Raw genomic sequence first — 14,154 nt, 5'->3', positions numbered from 1 at the left:
GGTCTAGAGCACTAACAGCATCTAAGCAATCACGCGGTAGATGTCGAACACACCCTCAATGTTACGCAAGAGTGTCATGACAGCACCCAGCTGCTTCGCGTCGGACACCGTAAACGTGAAGCGCAACGTAGCCACATTGTCATCGTTGACATGGGAGTTCATTGCGTTTACCGAAAGCTTCTGCTCCGTAACTGCACGTGTGATATCCATCAGCAAACCGTCCCGGTTCAAAGCTTCAACTTGAACCGTTGCAGTAAATATTGAAGACGTCGATTCGCGCGCCCATGCGACAGTGACAATGCGCGCGTCTTCTTCATGCAGCTTCTGCGCATTAGTACAGTCCATACGGTGCACGGACACCCCGCCGCCGCGCGTGATGAATCCAAAAATTGCGTCCCCCGGAACTGGCTCACAGCATTTGGCCAACTTCGCTAAAACATCAGGATTGCCTTCAACCAGGATTCCCGAGTCAGACGCATGGGCTGCTGCGCGAGAGTGCATAAGCTCAGAAAACGGGATACGGCGAGCGAGCTCATCTTCAGCGGAAGTCTCGTCTCCGAAGATAGACACAAGCCGTTGCGCAATAGATTGCGCAGAAACATGTCCGGCGCCTACGGCAGCGTAGAGGGCTTCCACATCGGGATAATGGAACTGGGTAGCCATCTCTTTCATCGTCTGGGCTGTAAATAGCCGATGCATAGGCAGGCCACCCCGCTGCATTTCTGCAGCCAAAGCATCCCTGCCGGCGACGATGTGTTCGTCGCGGCGCTCCTTGGTAAACCACTGGCGAATGCGGGATTTTGCACGCGGCGACACCACGAAATCCTGCCAGCCACGGGACGGTCCTGCCTTCGGATCCTTAGACGTGAAGATTTCCACGCGGTCACCGGAGTTGAGCTTAGTTTCTAAGGCTACGAGTTTCCCGTTTATCTTCGCGCCAATGCAACGGTGGCCAACCTCGGTGTGCACAGCGTAGGCAAAGTCAACGGGACACGAACCAACCGGTAGATTTACCACGTCGCCCTTGGGAGTGAATACGAAAATCTGTTTCGACGTGAGATCGTAGCGCAAGGAGTCAAGGAACTCGTTAGGATCTGCTGCTTCCTTTTGCCAATCTAAAAGTTGGCGCATCCACGCCATCTGGTCGACCTCATTGGAGTCACCTTTGTGGCTCCCCTTGGTCTCCTTGTACCGCCAATGCGCCGCAATACCGTATTCCGCGTTGTAGTGCATTTCATGTGTACGAACCTGCACTTCAAGTGGGCGCCCCGAATTTGTCATCACGGTAGTGTGCAAGGACTGGTATACACCGAAGCGTGGAGCGGAGATATAGTCCTTGAAGCGGCCCGGCATAGCTGAAAACAGGGAGTGAACCACACCAATCGCGGCGTAACAGTCATTAACTGAGTCAACAAGGACGCGGATGCCCACAAGGTCAAATATTTCGTCAAACTCGTGGCCACGCACAATCATCTTCTGATAAATAGACCAATAGTGCTTAGGACGCCCCATCACAACGGCTTCAATATTATTTTCTTTAAGCGCGGACTCCACACGGGTCTTAATGTCCGCGAGAGCATTATCACGCTGCGGTGCCCTATCAGCTACCAGACGAACTATCTCGTCATATTTCTTCGGGTACAGGATAGCGAAGGCAAGGTCTTCCAATTCCCATTTCACGCTGGCCATACCAAGGCGATGCGCAAGCGGCGCTATTACCTCCAGCGTTTCACGCGCTTTTTTGGCCTGCTTCTCCGGGGGCAAGAAACGCATTGTGCGCATGTTGTGCAGCCGGTCAGAGACTTTGATGACGAGCACGCGTGGGTCATGGGCCATTGCAACAATCATCTTGCGGATGGTTTCGGCCTCGGCTGCGGCACCCAACGCAACCTTGTCCAGCTTGGTGACGCCATCAACTAGTCGCGCTACTTCCTCACCAAAGTCTTGGGTGAGATCGTCTAGCGTGTAATCGGTATCCTCAACGGTGTCGTGCAAAAGAGCAGCGACGAGCGTTGTTGTATCCATACCAATTTCTGCGGCAATAGTAGCAACTGCGAGGGGATGTGTAATGTACGGCTCCCCTGACTTGCGGAATACGCCGTCGTGAAGCCGTTCAGCAGTCGAGTAGGCACGATCGAGGATCAGCCCATCCGCTTTAGGATGAAACTGGCGGTGAATACTCAGCAACGGCTCCAAAACGGGATTAATCCGCGCGCCTCTGTTACCGGTTAAGCTGCGAGCAAGCCGGGCAGACATCCCGCGCACGCTCATTCCGCCACGGCCACGAACCCGGTTATCACTGCTCATAGATTCAACCTTACCTAAAGCATTTCTGGAGGAGGTCCTGATATTAGTCGTTGGAAGAATTCAACACCACGACTGGTGTCCCCTCCAACTTTTTCCGGCCGCCCAATTCAGGAACTTCGAGCACAACTACATTGCCAGCACATTCAGCACCTGCACGTTCCAACAGTTTGCGTGCCCCTGACAATGTTCCGCCGGTAGCGAGCACGTCGTCGATAAGCACCACTTTTTTGCCCTCAAGGTCCATTGCCTCTGCGGGAATCTCTAACGCTGCGCTGCCGTATTCAAGTTCATATTCCTCAGTGAAAACAGGTGGCGGCAACTTGCCCTTTTTCCTAATCGCCAAAATGCCCACCTCGAGTTCATAAGCAACCGCAGCGCCCAGTAGGAATCCGCGAGCATCGAGCCCGCCGATCAAATCTGCACCGAGTTTGCGCGCAGCTTCAGCTAAACCCTTAACAACTGCTTGGAAGGCATCAGCATCTGCAAGCACCGGAGTAAGGTCCTGGAAAATCACGCCTTTCTCCGGGAAATCCTCCACGTGACGAACTTTACGGTTTAACGCCTCTCGAGCTTTCTCAATTACTACACTCATGGTTTATCCTTCTTGAATTTTCCAACGGTCAATGTTCCAACCAATACCGGTAAGGCCAGTGTAAGGAACTACATTTCCCATATCGCGGTGAATTATGAAAGTCCGTGGCTGTGTGGACAGTGGAATCGTCGGTGTCACCGCATCGATAGTATCTTCCGCCCACCGATAATCACCGGACTTAGTATTTGCAATCCCTACATTGCCGTATTCGGTGACAGGATCGACAGCTTTCAAAACTGCATCCATTTCTCCTGGCTTATCGACGGCATTTCCGTATATATCGAATTCGGTAGCAGCCAAATCACCTAGGTGTCCGCCGGCGGTGTCATGTACGTCAACGACCTCGATGCCAAACGGCGCGCAGGATTGCTTAATCGCCGTAATCATTTCAGATTTACGTTGATCCTCGCCTAAATAGCCGATACGAATAGTAGAGCCACGGAGCTGTTCCGCGCTTATCGGGTCGACGGCCATTACTCTGTCGGAAATATCGACCAGCGAGTTACGGACAGGATCGTTGGGGGCCACAGACCTCAGCCCCTGAGGTGCCACGTCTTGCCCGCTCACCTCAGAAGAGGCAGCAGCTACAGCTTTTTGATCGACGCACGCATTGAATGCTCTCCGTCCTTCCGCGGTAGCAAAAGGCCCACCCGTGCCCAAAATCAGGCTGTCGACAAGAATGCCCGATTGCTCGGCGATCGAATAGGGGTTTTTAGGGTCGTTGCGATCAACCCACGAATAATCGGCAGCCTTAATGTCCGCTACATAAATCTTTCCACTATCGTTCAAGTGGCGAACGTCAGTTGATGCAGGCCATAATGCTATGCGAGGAATACTAGCCATATCCCCGTAATAGTTTTCATTTCGAGAAAGAGTAACTTGCCCCTTATCCCCGACCCCTTCTACTTTGTAGGGCCCATAGGATAAATGCATGTCAGGTTGGAACTCCGCAAAATCAAAGGCCGTGTTCCACGCTTCAGCGATTGGAGCAACAAGGGACGGGTCTTGAGAATGAAGCTGACTAACAAACTCCTCTTCAGAGAGACCTAGGCGGCGTCGAATGGGCGCGGATGGCAAAACCTCTCCGGGGCCGAATAAAGCACGCCACTGAGCGCCCTGATCTTCTTTAAAGACGACCGTAAACTTTTGATCATTGGGCTTGCATTCTAATTCCTGCACCTGTTGAGCAATGGGAATTTTTGAGTCGAACTGGTTGTCCATTACCCCTGCTGTCCAAGAAAGCAAGTAATCTGCACACGTTAAAGGCGTTCCATCATCAAGGACCGCATCCTTAGAAATCGTGTAAATGACTTGCTTGTGCGTACCTGGCAGAGCTTGCGCGGTAATCAAATCAGTATTAGGAATTAGCTGCCCGGAAGGTCCCGGAACATACACGCCGGGATAAACGCGCCCAGACACCAATTCCGCGTTCGTCGACGCACCTAGGACGCTACCTGCATTGACAGTAGCAACCTCGGAACTCAACACATACGCAGGATCTTCGTAGCTTGCATTAGCTGTAACGTCGTCCGAACTGCACGCTGCAAGCGAAATGGTCCCGAGGCACAAGACTGATAGCAGCGTGATGAAACGGCCAGAAGCCCGGCGAGGCATCGCCGGGCGACTACTTATTGTGTGCGACATGATAATTGCTCGGATTAATTCGAACCCGGGCGCCACGTTGAACCAGACGAACCGGGCCCAGGCAGGTTTTCGTGCTCGTCTTTGGAATCAACCACAGGAGCTACCGGTGAGGTTACCGTGCGTGGCGTCGACGTTTCCGGCGCAGCTACGTCGTCTCCGACGGTGGTGGTGTCGCCCGTACGGAACGCGCGTACCTCGTCGTTGTGCTTCTTGATATCTTCCCTGCGATTAGCGATAGACACCAACAGTGGTGTTGCCAAGAAGATTGAGGAGAACATACCTTCTACGACACCGATAAGCTGAATCAATGCGAGGTCTTGTAATGCGCCTACGCCCAGCATCCAGACTGCGACGACCATCAAGGCCACAATCGGCAAACCAGAAATGACGGACGTTGAAATTGATCGCATTACTGTCTGATTAACTGCAGCGTTCGCCGCTTCGCCGTAAGTCTGGGTTCGTGATTGCGTAATGCCTTCGGTATTTTCTCGTACTTTATCGAACACGATTACCGTGTCGTAGATCGAAAAGGCAAGTACCGTAAGCAGACCAATGATTGCCGCCGGCGAGACCTCAAGACCGAATAGCGCATAGATGCCAGCAATGACAATGCCATCGATTACGAGAGCCAGCATTGCGGCAGCAGCCATTTCACGCTGGAGCCGGACAGCAATATAGACAAAAGCAAGAATCAAAAAGACGACCATTGCGACGATCATGCGGTTGGTAATCGTCGACCCCCAAGATTCGGAAACCGTAGAGTCACCGATGGCGTCTGGGGTCGCCCGGCCGGCTGCATCGACGGGTGCGTATTCGTCGAAAAGCGCAAGACGTGCATCCTCAATTTGATCTTCTGAGAGCCGCTCAGAATTAATCTCCAGTGTCGCCGTACTACCGGTACCGACGATCTGTGTTAGTTCAGGTATTACTCCGGTGGCATCGATAAAAGTTTCTTCGACCTCCTCGACCACGAGGTCGGCGGCAGGCATATTCATCTTGGTGCCGCCCTCAAAGTCGATAGACAAATCAAAGCCACGGATAGCTATCGCGGCGACGCTGATAATCAACCAGACCGCGGTAATCCAGTACCAAAGTTTGGTACGCCCGATGAAATCAATGCCACCTTCACCGGTGGTGATGCGATCGAAGAAGTTAAGCTTCACCGCAGGTCCCTCGCTGGTGCGCGATGCTACAGAGGAGTTGTCAGTGGCCATCTCAGTTCTCCTTCTTCTCGCCATGAGCCGCCGCGACTTTATCTTTCGCTTCTGCGACTTCCGCTGCGTGAGTGTTGTTCACCCGAGCCAACTTGAATACTTTGCCCATACCGTTTACCGAGGGTTTCGCCCAGAACGGTTTGTTCGCTGCCATCAACATCAAAGGCGCGGTGACTAGGAAGGTGACGAGCAAGTCAAAGACAGTCGATAGACCCAAAGTAAAGGCAAATCCCTTGACTTCCCCAACGGCGAGGAAGTAAATGACCACAGAGCCAATGAGCGTGACCATGTTACCGGTAACGATAGTGCGGCGGGCCCGTGACCAACCACGGTGAGTAGCTGACCGGAAAGTGTGGCCTTCGCGGACTTCATCCTTAATACGTTCGTAGATAACCACGAAAGAGTCCGCCATTGCACCGAGGCCGATGACGAGACCCGCGATACCCGCAAGGTCCAATGAATAACCAATCCATCGACCCAGTAGCACCAGGGCACCATACAAAGCCGTGTTCGCCAGAATCAGGGTAACAATGGAAATAATTCCGTACAGGCGGTAGTAGATGAATACGAAGATTGCAACGGCAAGCAGACCCACAATGCCTGCGATGAGGCCAGCCTTAAGAGAGGCCTCACCGAGGGACGCAGGGATGGTCTGAGTAGTTCCGCCACTTTCACCATTTTCACCTGCGAACGACAACGGCAAAGCACCGTACCGCAAGTTGTTTGCAAGGTCTTGCGCTTCTTGCTGCGTAAACTGGCCGGTAATGGACGTTGCCGAACCAACAGGCGTCGGAGACTGGATAACAGGCGCAGAAATAACCTCTGAGTCCAAAGTAATAGCAACCTGCTGCTGGAGGTACTCGCGCGTCAGCTTCGCCCACGTCTCCCCGCCAGCTCCATTATCAAAGGCAAAACTGATTTCCATCTGGCCCGTTTGAGTGTTCAATCCACCGTTAATCGGGCGATCAGTGTCAATCGCAGCACCTGTCAGGCGGTCTGGTTCACTTTCGTTTTCTTGCCCTACCAACACAGGTGCTGGCGCAAGCAGGTAGACGGCACCCGAGCTACGGTCACAGGTCACCAAAGGCAACGCCGGATCGTCTGTGCCAGAAAGTGGATCTGGGGTGTCCGCTGCACACTGCAGAAGGGTGCTCGCAGCAGCCTGGGTGGTGGGATCGGTGGATTGGCGATCCTCACGAAGCATCGCGGTGGTCTCTTGACGCCGGTCTGTCGCTTCAATTGAGTTTGCCGGTTCAGGCTTTGGTTCAGCCGAAATCGCGGGGGCTTTGGGAGCTTCGCTGCCTTCCGGCAAAGCGGAACTTAAGCCCTGGATTAGCGTGTTGATGGAGCCCTCAGCCTGCTCCTTCGTGATCACCGAATATTCCACCCAACGGTTAGCCATATCGCCAAGAACCTTTGGAAGCTCATTAGTGTCGGGCATAGCCGGAGTCATCACGGGCCGGAACAGCAGCTGTGATGTCTGCCCCACGCTGCGCGCCTGAGAAGTGTCCTCACCAGGAACCGTGATGACCAAGGTATTTCCGTCAGTAACAACACTGGCACCAGAAACGCCCATACCATTAACGCGGTTCTCCAGAATAACGCGTGCTTGCGCAAGCTGTTCTGCAGTAGGTTCTTGGCCCTGCGGAACCAACGTGACGCGCGTGCCACCTTGAAGGTCGATACCCAGCTTCGGGGTGGCCGATTTATCCCCCGTGAAAAACACTAATGCATAAATAGCGACGAAAAGCAGTACAAAGACCCCTAGTGCTCGCCGCGGCCATGTTCGCGTGGTCGATGTTTTACCACGCGAAGAATTTGTTTTGGCCAACGCTCAAACTCCTCTATTTTTTGCCGCGACTCTTGAAACAATGCGGCACCTGCTCAAAGTGGATTTAACACCACTCGACCACCTCGCACCCCTACTTTGAAATGTGGTGCAAGGTGGATTGGACTCTTAAAAACCCACAGTCATCGTACGCTACCCCTGCGCTAATACGTTTAACAAGGGCGGACATTTTCATATTTTCTTAGCCAGCACGCCACCGGGAAAATCATGGAGTTGGCTAATACTCAGTCTTAGTTGTTTTCGGGGTGTTCGCGACGGCGCTGCGCTTCGTCATCGAGCTCTGCAGTTGTGTTTTGGATTTCCTCGTGGTTACCAGGCATTTCATCTACCTGTTCGAAGTCGCCTTCATTCACCTTGACTGGATCCACTGGTTCTGCCGGCGTAACAACACGCACAACAGCCATACGCTCCCATACTGTGTGTACGCCAGGGGAAACCTCAATAGTGACCTGGTCGCCGTTCAGAGCCGATACCGTGCCATGAATGCCAGCTGCAGTAACAACATCAGTTCCTACTTCTAAACTTGCCTGCAGTTGCTGCATCTGCTGCTGTTGCTTCTGCTGGCGACGCTGCAGGAAAAACGAAGGCAAGAGAAACACAGCGAGGAGAATAAGAATCAACAAAATATCCATAGGGACCACTGTGCCAGAAAACTTTAGGTACTCGCCACTTGAAGCTCTCCATGGGAGGAAACTCGGAAAGCTCCTAACCTCCTAGTGCGTGCTCTGGGGGCTCGAGCCCTAGATGACGCCAGGCGCTGGCCGTCGCTACGCGTCCTCGGCCCGTACGAGCCACTAAACCGGCCCGGACCAGGTACGGTTCACAGACTTCTTCCACAGTTGAAGGCTCCTCGCCCACAGCAATCGCCAGCGTACTTACGCCAACGGGACCGCCACCGTGACCACGCACAAGTGCGGTAAGCACTGCTCTATCCAAGCGATCGAGACCAAGCTCGTCGACGTCGAAAACTTCTAGCGCTCCTTGCGCTGCTGATAGATCAATCGTCCCATCGGAATGCACCTCTGCGTAGTCCCGTACGCGCCTGAGCAACCGATTGGCGATGCGCGGTGTACCGCGTGAACGAGAGGCGATTTCCACCGCAGCGTCATGGGTGATTGGCACATCCATAATGGACGCCGCTCGGTTGACAACCTGCTCAAGTTCGCCGACATCATAGAATTCCATTTGTGCCGTAAAGCCGAAGCGGTCACGCAATGGCCCCGTCAGCATGCCGGACCGAGTTGTGGCCCCAACTAAGGTAAACGGAGGCAGCTCCAGAGGAATGGAGGTTGCCCCTGGGCCTTTACCCACGATGACATCAATGCGGAAGTCTTCCATAGCCATATACAGCATTTCCTCCGCAGGCCGGGCGATGCGGTGGATCTCATCGATAAAAAGAACATCGCCTTCCATGAGGTTGGACAGCATTGCTGCTAAATCCCCCGCGCGTTCCAGCGCTGGACCAGAGGTCATGCGCAAGGACGTACCTAGCTCTTGGGCGATAATCATGGCCATCGTGGTTTTACCCAACCCTGGTGGGCCGGAAAGCAGGACGTGATCGGGGACTACTCCCCTGTTCTTCGCTCCTTCGAGAACCAAGCTTAGTTGCTCGCGTACTTTATATTGCCCAATGAACTCGTCAAGACTCTTAGGACGCATTGATAGTTCAAGATCAGCTTCACCACTGTGCTGCGACGCTGATACATCAGCTGAACCTGCGAAAAGCCCAGTTCCACGATCCGCGGGCCCTGAACTATTCTGCGGAGGCAGCTGAAATTCGGTACGTTGAATGTCTGACACGCCTGCTTACCTTACTTCTTTCCGAGTTCAGCCAACGCCGCTTTGAGCAACGCAGACGTCCCAAGATCAGGATTCTCCGCACTAATAGCTGCGACGATAGGCGTCGCCTGCTTCTCGGTAAACCCAAGGCCTTCGAGGGCTTGCACGACTTGGTCCGCGGATACCGTTGCGGGCATGGTCATTTGAGCTGGGGCTTCATCGCTTACGGGTTCCACGTATCCGTTAAGTTTGTCCTTGAGCTCTACAATCATGCGGTCCGCCATGCGCTTACCGACGCCTGGAATACGCTGAAGCCCTTTATTATCTCCAGCACTAACCATTCGGGCTAATTCCGAAGGGGGCGCCACAGCAAGACACGCTAAGGCAAGTTTTGGACCCAACCCAGAAACGGTTTGGAGTTGGCTAAACATGGCTCGAGATGCGTCATCAGTGAAACCATACAAGAGTATCGCGTCTTCGCGTACCACCATTGTCGTGAGCACTGTAGTTTCTTCGCCTCGGACGAGCCGGCCTAATGTCTCCGGAGTGGCGGTGAAATAATAACCAACCCCACCAGCCTCAATGACTGCACCTTGTAGGTCGATACTCTGAACTTTGCCGGTAAGAGACGCGATCATTTATTGGGCCTTTCTTTGACTAAGTTGCTGTGTTCTTGCGATAAGGGGCGCCCGCCAACAGTGACAGACTGCTAGCGCCAAAGCATCTGCTGCATCGGCAGGTTTTGGTGGTTCGGTCAATCCTAGAATCCGGGTAATCATGTTGGTCATCTGTTTTTTGTCGGCACGCCCGTTTCCAGAAATCGCTTTCTTTACTTCCGACGGTGTGTACATATGCACGTCGATACCTCGTTGTGCCGCCGCCAGAATGAGAACGCCCACGGCGTGAGCAGTGTTCATGACCGTGGATACGTTACTTCGCTCAAATACTCGTTCTATAGCAACTACGTCTGGTGTGTAATCATCCATCCACTCGTTAACAGCTACAGATAATCGCAGTAAACGTTCCGTAAGTGGAGCATCCGCTGGAGTACGTACCACGCCGACGGAAACAGGGAGTACCGCGCGACCGCGACCGGCCTGGACCACCGATAACCCACAGCGTGTAAGCCCAGGATCAATGCCCATAACCCGCAAACCTTCCAGATTCACAGCGAGGCCCCTTTCTTTACTCCACATAGCAACCAGCGGAATGTGGCGTAAACACAACTCCACAGCCCATTCGCACAGGTTTACGATAAGTGTACTATACATCGTCACCTAGCTTGGCGAACACACTAAAGCCCGTAGGTCTACCTTGCGATAGAACCACGGGCCAGAGTCATTGAGCGAATGTCAGATTAGTCTTCTTCCGCTAACTGCGTTGCAACATCCTCGGGAATGTCAACGTTAGTGTAAACCTCTTGAACGTCGTCGGATTCCTCGAGCGCATCGATAAGCCGCATGATCTGCTTTGCCCCACTGAGATCAACCGGTGCCGAGACATCCGCGCGGAAATCTTGCTCAGAATCCTCCACCTCAATACCGGCTTCTGCAAGCGCCTCTTTCACACCAGTGGTGTCCTCTGGCGCGCATAGAATCTCGAACGCGTCGCCAGTCAAGTTAACTTCTTCTGCCCCGGCATCAAGTACGGCCATCAAGATATCGTCTTCGGAGAGCTCACCTGCAGCTACGTGGACCACGCCCTTACGGTGGAACATGTAGGAAACTGCGCCGTTTTCTGCAAGGTTGCCACCATTCTTAGACATCGCAGTGCGAACTTCGGTAGCTGCTCGGTTACGGTTGTCGGTAAGGCACTCGATGAGCATAGCTACACCGTTCGGACCGTAGCCTTCATACATAATAGTCTGCCAGTCAGCGCCACCGGCTTCTTCACCGGAACCACGCTTACGGGCGCGCTCAATGTTGTCGTTAGGAACGGAGGCCTTCTTAGCCTTCTTAATCATGTCATCCAAGGTGGGGTTGGCCGCAGGGTCTCCACCGCCAGTGCGCGCAGCTACTTCGATGTTCTTGATGAGCTTGGCAAATTCTTTACCACGCTTGGCGTCGTTAGCAGCCTTCTTATGCTTGGTAGTGGCCCACTTTGAGTGACCTGCCATCGTTTCCCTTCCTTGTCCACACTTTCATCCACTATGCATGGATTCGCGTAGTTGTTTTCAATATGTGCGTGCACTAACTATACGCCTTTTAGGACGCTAAAGGGTTACCCGACAGATCGTGCGAGCCGTACACCACAATCGGGTGATTGAGTCTATTCGTTAACGTCAAAGTATCTAGGCAATTGCACTGTCCCCCCTAAGTGCAGGAACCTGACTAAGGGTCGCGTCCGCAGTGCCCGGGTGCTCGTGACGGCGTCATTGTAAAAGCGCGCAGCAAGTTCCAGCCTGGCTGAGGCATCGATGATATCAGCCGCCACGGGCCTCGTTTGGAGCTGGGTTTTCAAGTCCGAATCCGCTTTAGCCTTGGCTTCCACGAATTCCGGGGCTCCAGGAATGCTTAACGACGTCTGCGCCAGCTCTCGCAGCCCCGGTTCTAAAGCAGCCACCAGCGCGTCGCGGCGATCAAGTGCACTCATCAATTGGGCGAGCGCTGAATCGGTCCGAATGTGAAGTCGATTGAGACGTTGGGCCGTAAAATATGCCCACGCAGCAAGCATTGTGACGACAACGGCGAGGACTATTGCCAGGTAAACGTTCATAGGCGCACTCCGTGGCCGTCGTCGATAGTTTCGTATACCGTTACAATCTGATCTGCTATCGTCGCCCAATCAAAGTCCTTGGCGCGCGTGACCCCACGTTCCGCCACGTCTCTCATTCGTTGCGGTTTATCGATGAGTTCTTGAAGCCTCCGCGCCAAGTCATGAGGCGAACCGTTTTTAAAAACCACGCCCGCAGGATTCGGGGAATCGGCCTCGCATACTAACGAAAATGCCTCTATGTCACTTGCAACAACGGCACAACCTGCAGCCATTGCTTCCACGAGAACAATCCCAAAACTTTCCCCACCGGTATTTGGCGCCACGTAGATGTCTGCACGCCCTAGGATCTGCTGCTTTTCCTCGTCAGACACTTTGCCTGCAAATGTCACGCCAGGTACGGTTCGGGATTCGCCTGCTCCCATAACGGTGACCTTTACCTCTCTGTCGAGTAGCGTTAAAGCTTTCAACAACACCTTAAGCCCCTTACGTGGCTCATCAAGGCGGCCTAAAAACACAATCTCAAACGGCTCCCGCTGAAGTGGATTCGGCAGTTTCCGAAATTGTGCGTAGTCACGAATATGCACGCCATTGGGTATCAGGATTGGATCGCCTCCGAGTGCTTCTACCTGCCACCTACGCGCCATCTCACTTACAGCAATTCCCGCCCGAATTTTCTCCAAAAATGGACGCAAAAATGGGAGTGCAAGTTTTAGTACACGCGACTTCTTCGTTGAGGCGTGGTACGTTGCCACAAGATTTCCGTAGCAGTACATGGCTGCGGCCATCGAGTAGCTCGGCGAATTAGGTTCGTGGATGTGTAAGACGTCTAGTTGCTCTTCGCACACGAACTTCTTGAGGTTATTAATTACGTGCGGGCCGAAAGAAATACGGGCAACGGAACCGTTATATGGAACCGCTATAGCGGGCCCACCTTTGACCACAAAATCCGGCAGCTGTGTCTCTGTGGACGCCGGACCAAGAACAGCCACTTCGTGCCCTTTAGCTTTCAGCGCCCGTGCTAGATCGATGATGTGTGCTTGGACACCACCCGGCTCATCAAACGAATAGGGGCATACAATGCCTACCTTCATTGCTCCCCTTTCTTAACCTGAGCCTCTTTTCTTCTTTTCCGCCTCAATTCACGATCGTGTGGCCATAATGGCTGCAACATGTGCCAGTCTTCAGGATGTTCGGCAATGTTCCTGGAAAAGATGTCCGCTACCTGCTGTTGCATGGTCGTAGCTTCTGAACGTGGAATTTCCTCAGAGACAGACAACCCCCACCCCTCATCATCGAACCACGAGTGGACAACGTGCAGTGCTGCCCCAGTGCTTAATGCCAATTCCACCGCCCCGGGGGGCATAGTAGTTTCTTCATCGAAAAACGTGACCGGTATGCCTGATCCTTTGAAATCCCTCTCCCCGACCAGGCAGACCACTCCTCCTTCTCGAAGAACCTCCTGAAGCTGTGGGTAAGGAGCCTGGCCTCCAGTGAGCGGCAATACTTCAAACCCGAGGGAATTCCGGAAATCCACGAAGGCGTCGAAAAGCACCTCAGGTTTCACACGTTCGGCGACTGTAGTGAAGCTTCCGTATTCCTGAACCAAGAACATGCCGGCCATGTCCCAATTCCCAGTATGCGGCAAGACAAGCACGACACCTTTGCCGCGCGAGTATGAAGCGTCAAAACGCTTTCTGCCTTGTACACCCGCTGCGATAGTGTTCATCACCCTAGGATCGCCAGCCATGGACGAAAGCGAAAAGGCTTCAACCCAGTACCGGGTGTAAGAACGAACCGCATCCCTAACTAGGTGCGACGTGACGTTCTCTGCCCCTACGACCCGTATGAGATTGCGCCGTAACTGCTCCATTCCACGGCCGTTTTTTGAAACACAATCCGCAGCGCAGTTTCCGAGCGAACGCAACAGATGATGCGGTATGAAGCGCGCGCACTTCCACCCAGCTAGATAACCGACGGTAGCAATGTCCACGCTATCGCCTTCAGCAAGCTCGGCACCCAGGGCGCGTGCTAAAAATCGCAAGATGCCAGACACT

At 53.5% G+C, this 14,154-nt stretch carries 13 protein-coding genes; all 13 read right to left on the bottom strand.

The annotated features are described in order from the left end of the window. Window positions 1–21: 21 nt before the first annotated feature. The 13 genes from ATK06_RS08475 to ATK06_RS08415 all read right to left on the bottom strand — a co-directional run bounded on the left by ATK06_RS08475 (window position 22) and on the right by ATK06_RS08415 (window position 14,144). Window positions 22–2,307: a RelA/SpoT family protein gene (locus ATK06_RS08475; RefSeq protein ID WP_169916290.1), complete on the bottom strand. Its 2,286-nt coding sequence runs from the start codon at window positions 2,305–2,307 to the stop codon at window positions 22–24. Window positions 2,308–2,350: 43 nt separating this feature from the next. Continuing rightward, on the bottom strand, window positions 2,351–2,899 hold the full coding sequence (locus tag ATK06_RS08470) for an adenine phosphoribosyltransferase (protein ID WP_048379122.1): 549 nt from the start codon (window positions 2,897–2,899) through the stop codon (window positions 2,351–2,353). Between the two features lie 3 nt (window positions 2,900–2,902). Beyond that, complete coding sequence (locus tag ATK06_RS08465; RefSeq protein ID WP_161795978.1) at window positions 2,903–4,318, bottom strand: ABC transporter substrate-binding protein; 1,416 nt, start codon at window positions 4,316–4,318, stop codon at window positions 2,903–2,905. A 239-nt stretch (window positions 4,319–4,557) separates the two neighbouring features. Beyond that, window positions 4,558–5,757, bottom strand: coding sequence for a protein translocase subunit SecF (gene secF / locus ATK06_RS08460; RefSeq protein WP_048379124.1), 1,200 nt, complete (start codon window positions 5,755–5,757; stop codon window positions 4,558–4,560). 1 nt (window position 5,758) lies between these two features. After that, a complete protein-coding gene (gene secD / locus ATK06_RS08455) occupies window positions 5,759–7,588 on the bottom strand; it encodes a protein translocase subunit SecD (protein WP_098389185.1) in 1,830 nt (609 codons plus the stop codon). A gap of 248 nt (window positions 7,589–7,836) precedes the next feature. Beyond that, window positions 7,837–8,238 carry a preprotein translocase subunit YajC gene (gene yajC / locus ATK06_RS08450; protein WP_053072599.1) on the bottom strand — a complete coding sequence of 134 codons (402 nt, stop codon included), beginning with the start codon at window positions 8,236–8,238 and terminating at the stop codon, window positions 7,837–7,839. Between the two features lie 73 nt (window positions 8,239–8,311). After that, a complete protein-coding gene (ruvB, locus tag ATK06_RS08445; protein ID WP_098389184.1) occupies window positions 8,312–9,406 on the bottom strand; it encodes a Holliday junction branch migration DNA helicase RuvB in 1,095 nt (364 codons plus the stop codon). An 11-nt stretch (window positions 9,407–9,417) separates the two neighbouring features. After that, complete coding sequence (gene ruvA / locus ATK06_RS08440; RefSeq protein ID WP_048379127.1) at window positions 9,418–10,023, bottom strand: Holliday junction branch migration protein RuvA; 606 nt, start codon at window positions 10,021–10,023, stop codon at window positions 9,418–9,420. Further along, window positions 10,024–10,554, bottom strand: coding sequence for a crossover junction endodeoxyribonuclease RuvC (gene ruvC, locus ATK06_RS08435; RefSeq protein WP_048379626.1), 531 nt, complete (start codon window positions 10,552–10,554; stop codon window positions 10,024–10,026). 188 nt (window positions 10,555–10,742) lie between these two features. Beyond that, window positions 10,743–11,501 (bottom strand): YebC/PmpR family DNA-binding transcriptional regulator, encoded by a 759-nt coding sequence (locus ATK06_RS08430; protein ID WP_098389183.1) that lies wholly within the window; start codon window positions 11,499–11,501, stop codon window positions 10,743–10,745. A 152-nt stretch (window positions 11,502–11,653) separates the two neighbouring features. After that, a complete protein-coding gene (locus ATK06_RS08425; RefSeq protein ID WP_098389182.1) occupies window positions 11,654–12,100 on the bottom strand; it encodes a hypothetical protein in 447 nt (148 codons plus the stop codon). Then, a complete protein-coding gene (locus ATK06_RS08420; RefSeq protein ID WP_098389181.1) occupies window positions 12,097–13,191 on the bottom strand; it encodes a glycosyltransferase family 4 protein in 1,095 nt (364 codons plus the stop codon). Before ATK06_RS08420 ends, ATK06_RS08425 begins: the two co-directional genes overlap by 4 nt. Continuing rightward, the gene (locus ATK06_RS08415) at window positions 13,188–14,144 is read right to left on the bottom strand and encodes a phosphatidylinositol mannoside acyltransferase (RefSeq protein WP_231913614.1); all 957 of its coding nucleotides are present in this window, start codon (window positions 14,142–14,144) and stop codon (window positions 13,188–13,190) included. The genes ATK06_RS08420 and ATK06_RS08415 overlap by 4 nt, the downstream gene beginning before the upstream one ends. Window positions 14,145–14,154 lie beyond the last annotated feature (10 nt).

The sequence above is a fragment of the Corynebacterium renale genome (assembly GCF_002563965.1).
In the GTDB taxonomy this organism is placed as follows: domain Bacteria; phylum Actinomycetota; class Actinomycetes; order Mycobacteriales; family Mycobacteriaceae; genus Corynebacterium; species Corynebacterium renale.
This window is presented reverse-complemented; position numbering and strand designations above follow the sequence as displayed.

Bases quoted from the DNA above. Each gene is read 5' to 3' on its own strand.
- ATK06_RS08475 (WP_169916290.1), bottom strand. From the start codon at position 2,307: ATGAGCAGTGATAACCGGGTTCGTGGCCGTGGCGGAATGAGCGTGCGC.
- ATK06_RS08470 (WP_048379122.1), bottom strand. From the start codon at position 2,899: ATGAGTGTAGTAATTGAGAAAGCTCGAGAGGCGTTAAACCGTAAAGTT.
- secF (WP_048379124.1), bottom strand. From the start codon at position 5,757: ATGGCCACTGACAACTCCTCTGTAGCATCGCGCACCAGCGAGGGACCT.
- yajC (WP_053072599.1), bottom strand. From the start codon at position 8,238: ATGGATATTTTGTTGATTCTTATTCTCCTCGCTGTGTTTCTCTTGCCT.
- ruvA (WP_048379127.1), bottom strand. From the start codon at position 10,023: ATGATCGCGTCTCTTACCGGCAAAGTTCAGAGTATCGACCTACAAGGT.
- ATK06_RS08430 (WP_098389183.1), bottom strand. From the start codon at position 11,501: ATGGCAGGTCACTCAAAGTGGGCCACTACCAAGCATAAGAAGGCTGCT.
- ATK06_RS08425 (WP_098389182.1), bottom strand. From the start codon at position 12,100: ATGAACGTTTACCTGGCAATAGTCCTCGCCGTTGTCGTCACAATGCTT.
- ATK06_RS08420 (WP_098389181.1), bottom strand. From the start codon at position 13,191: ATGAAGGTAGGCATTGTATGCCCCTATTCGTTTGATGAGCCGGGTGGT.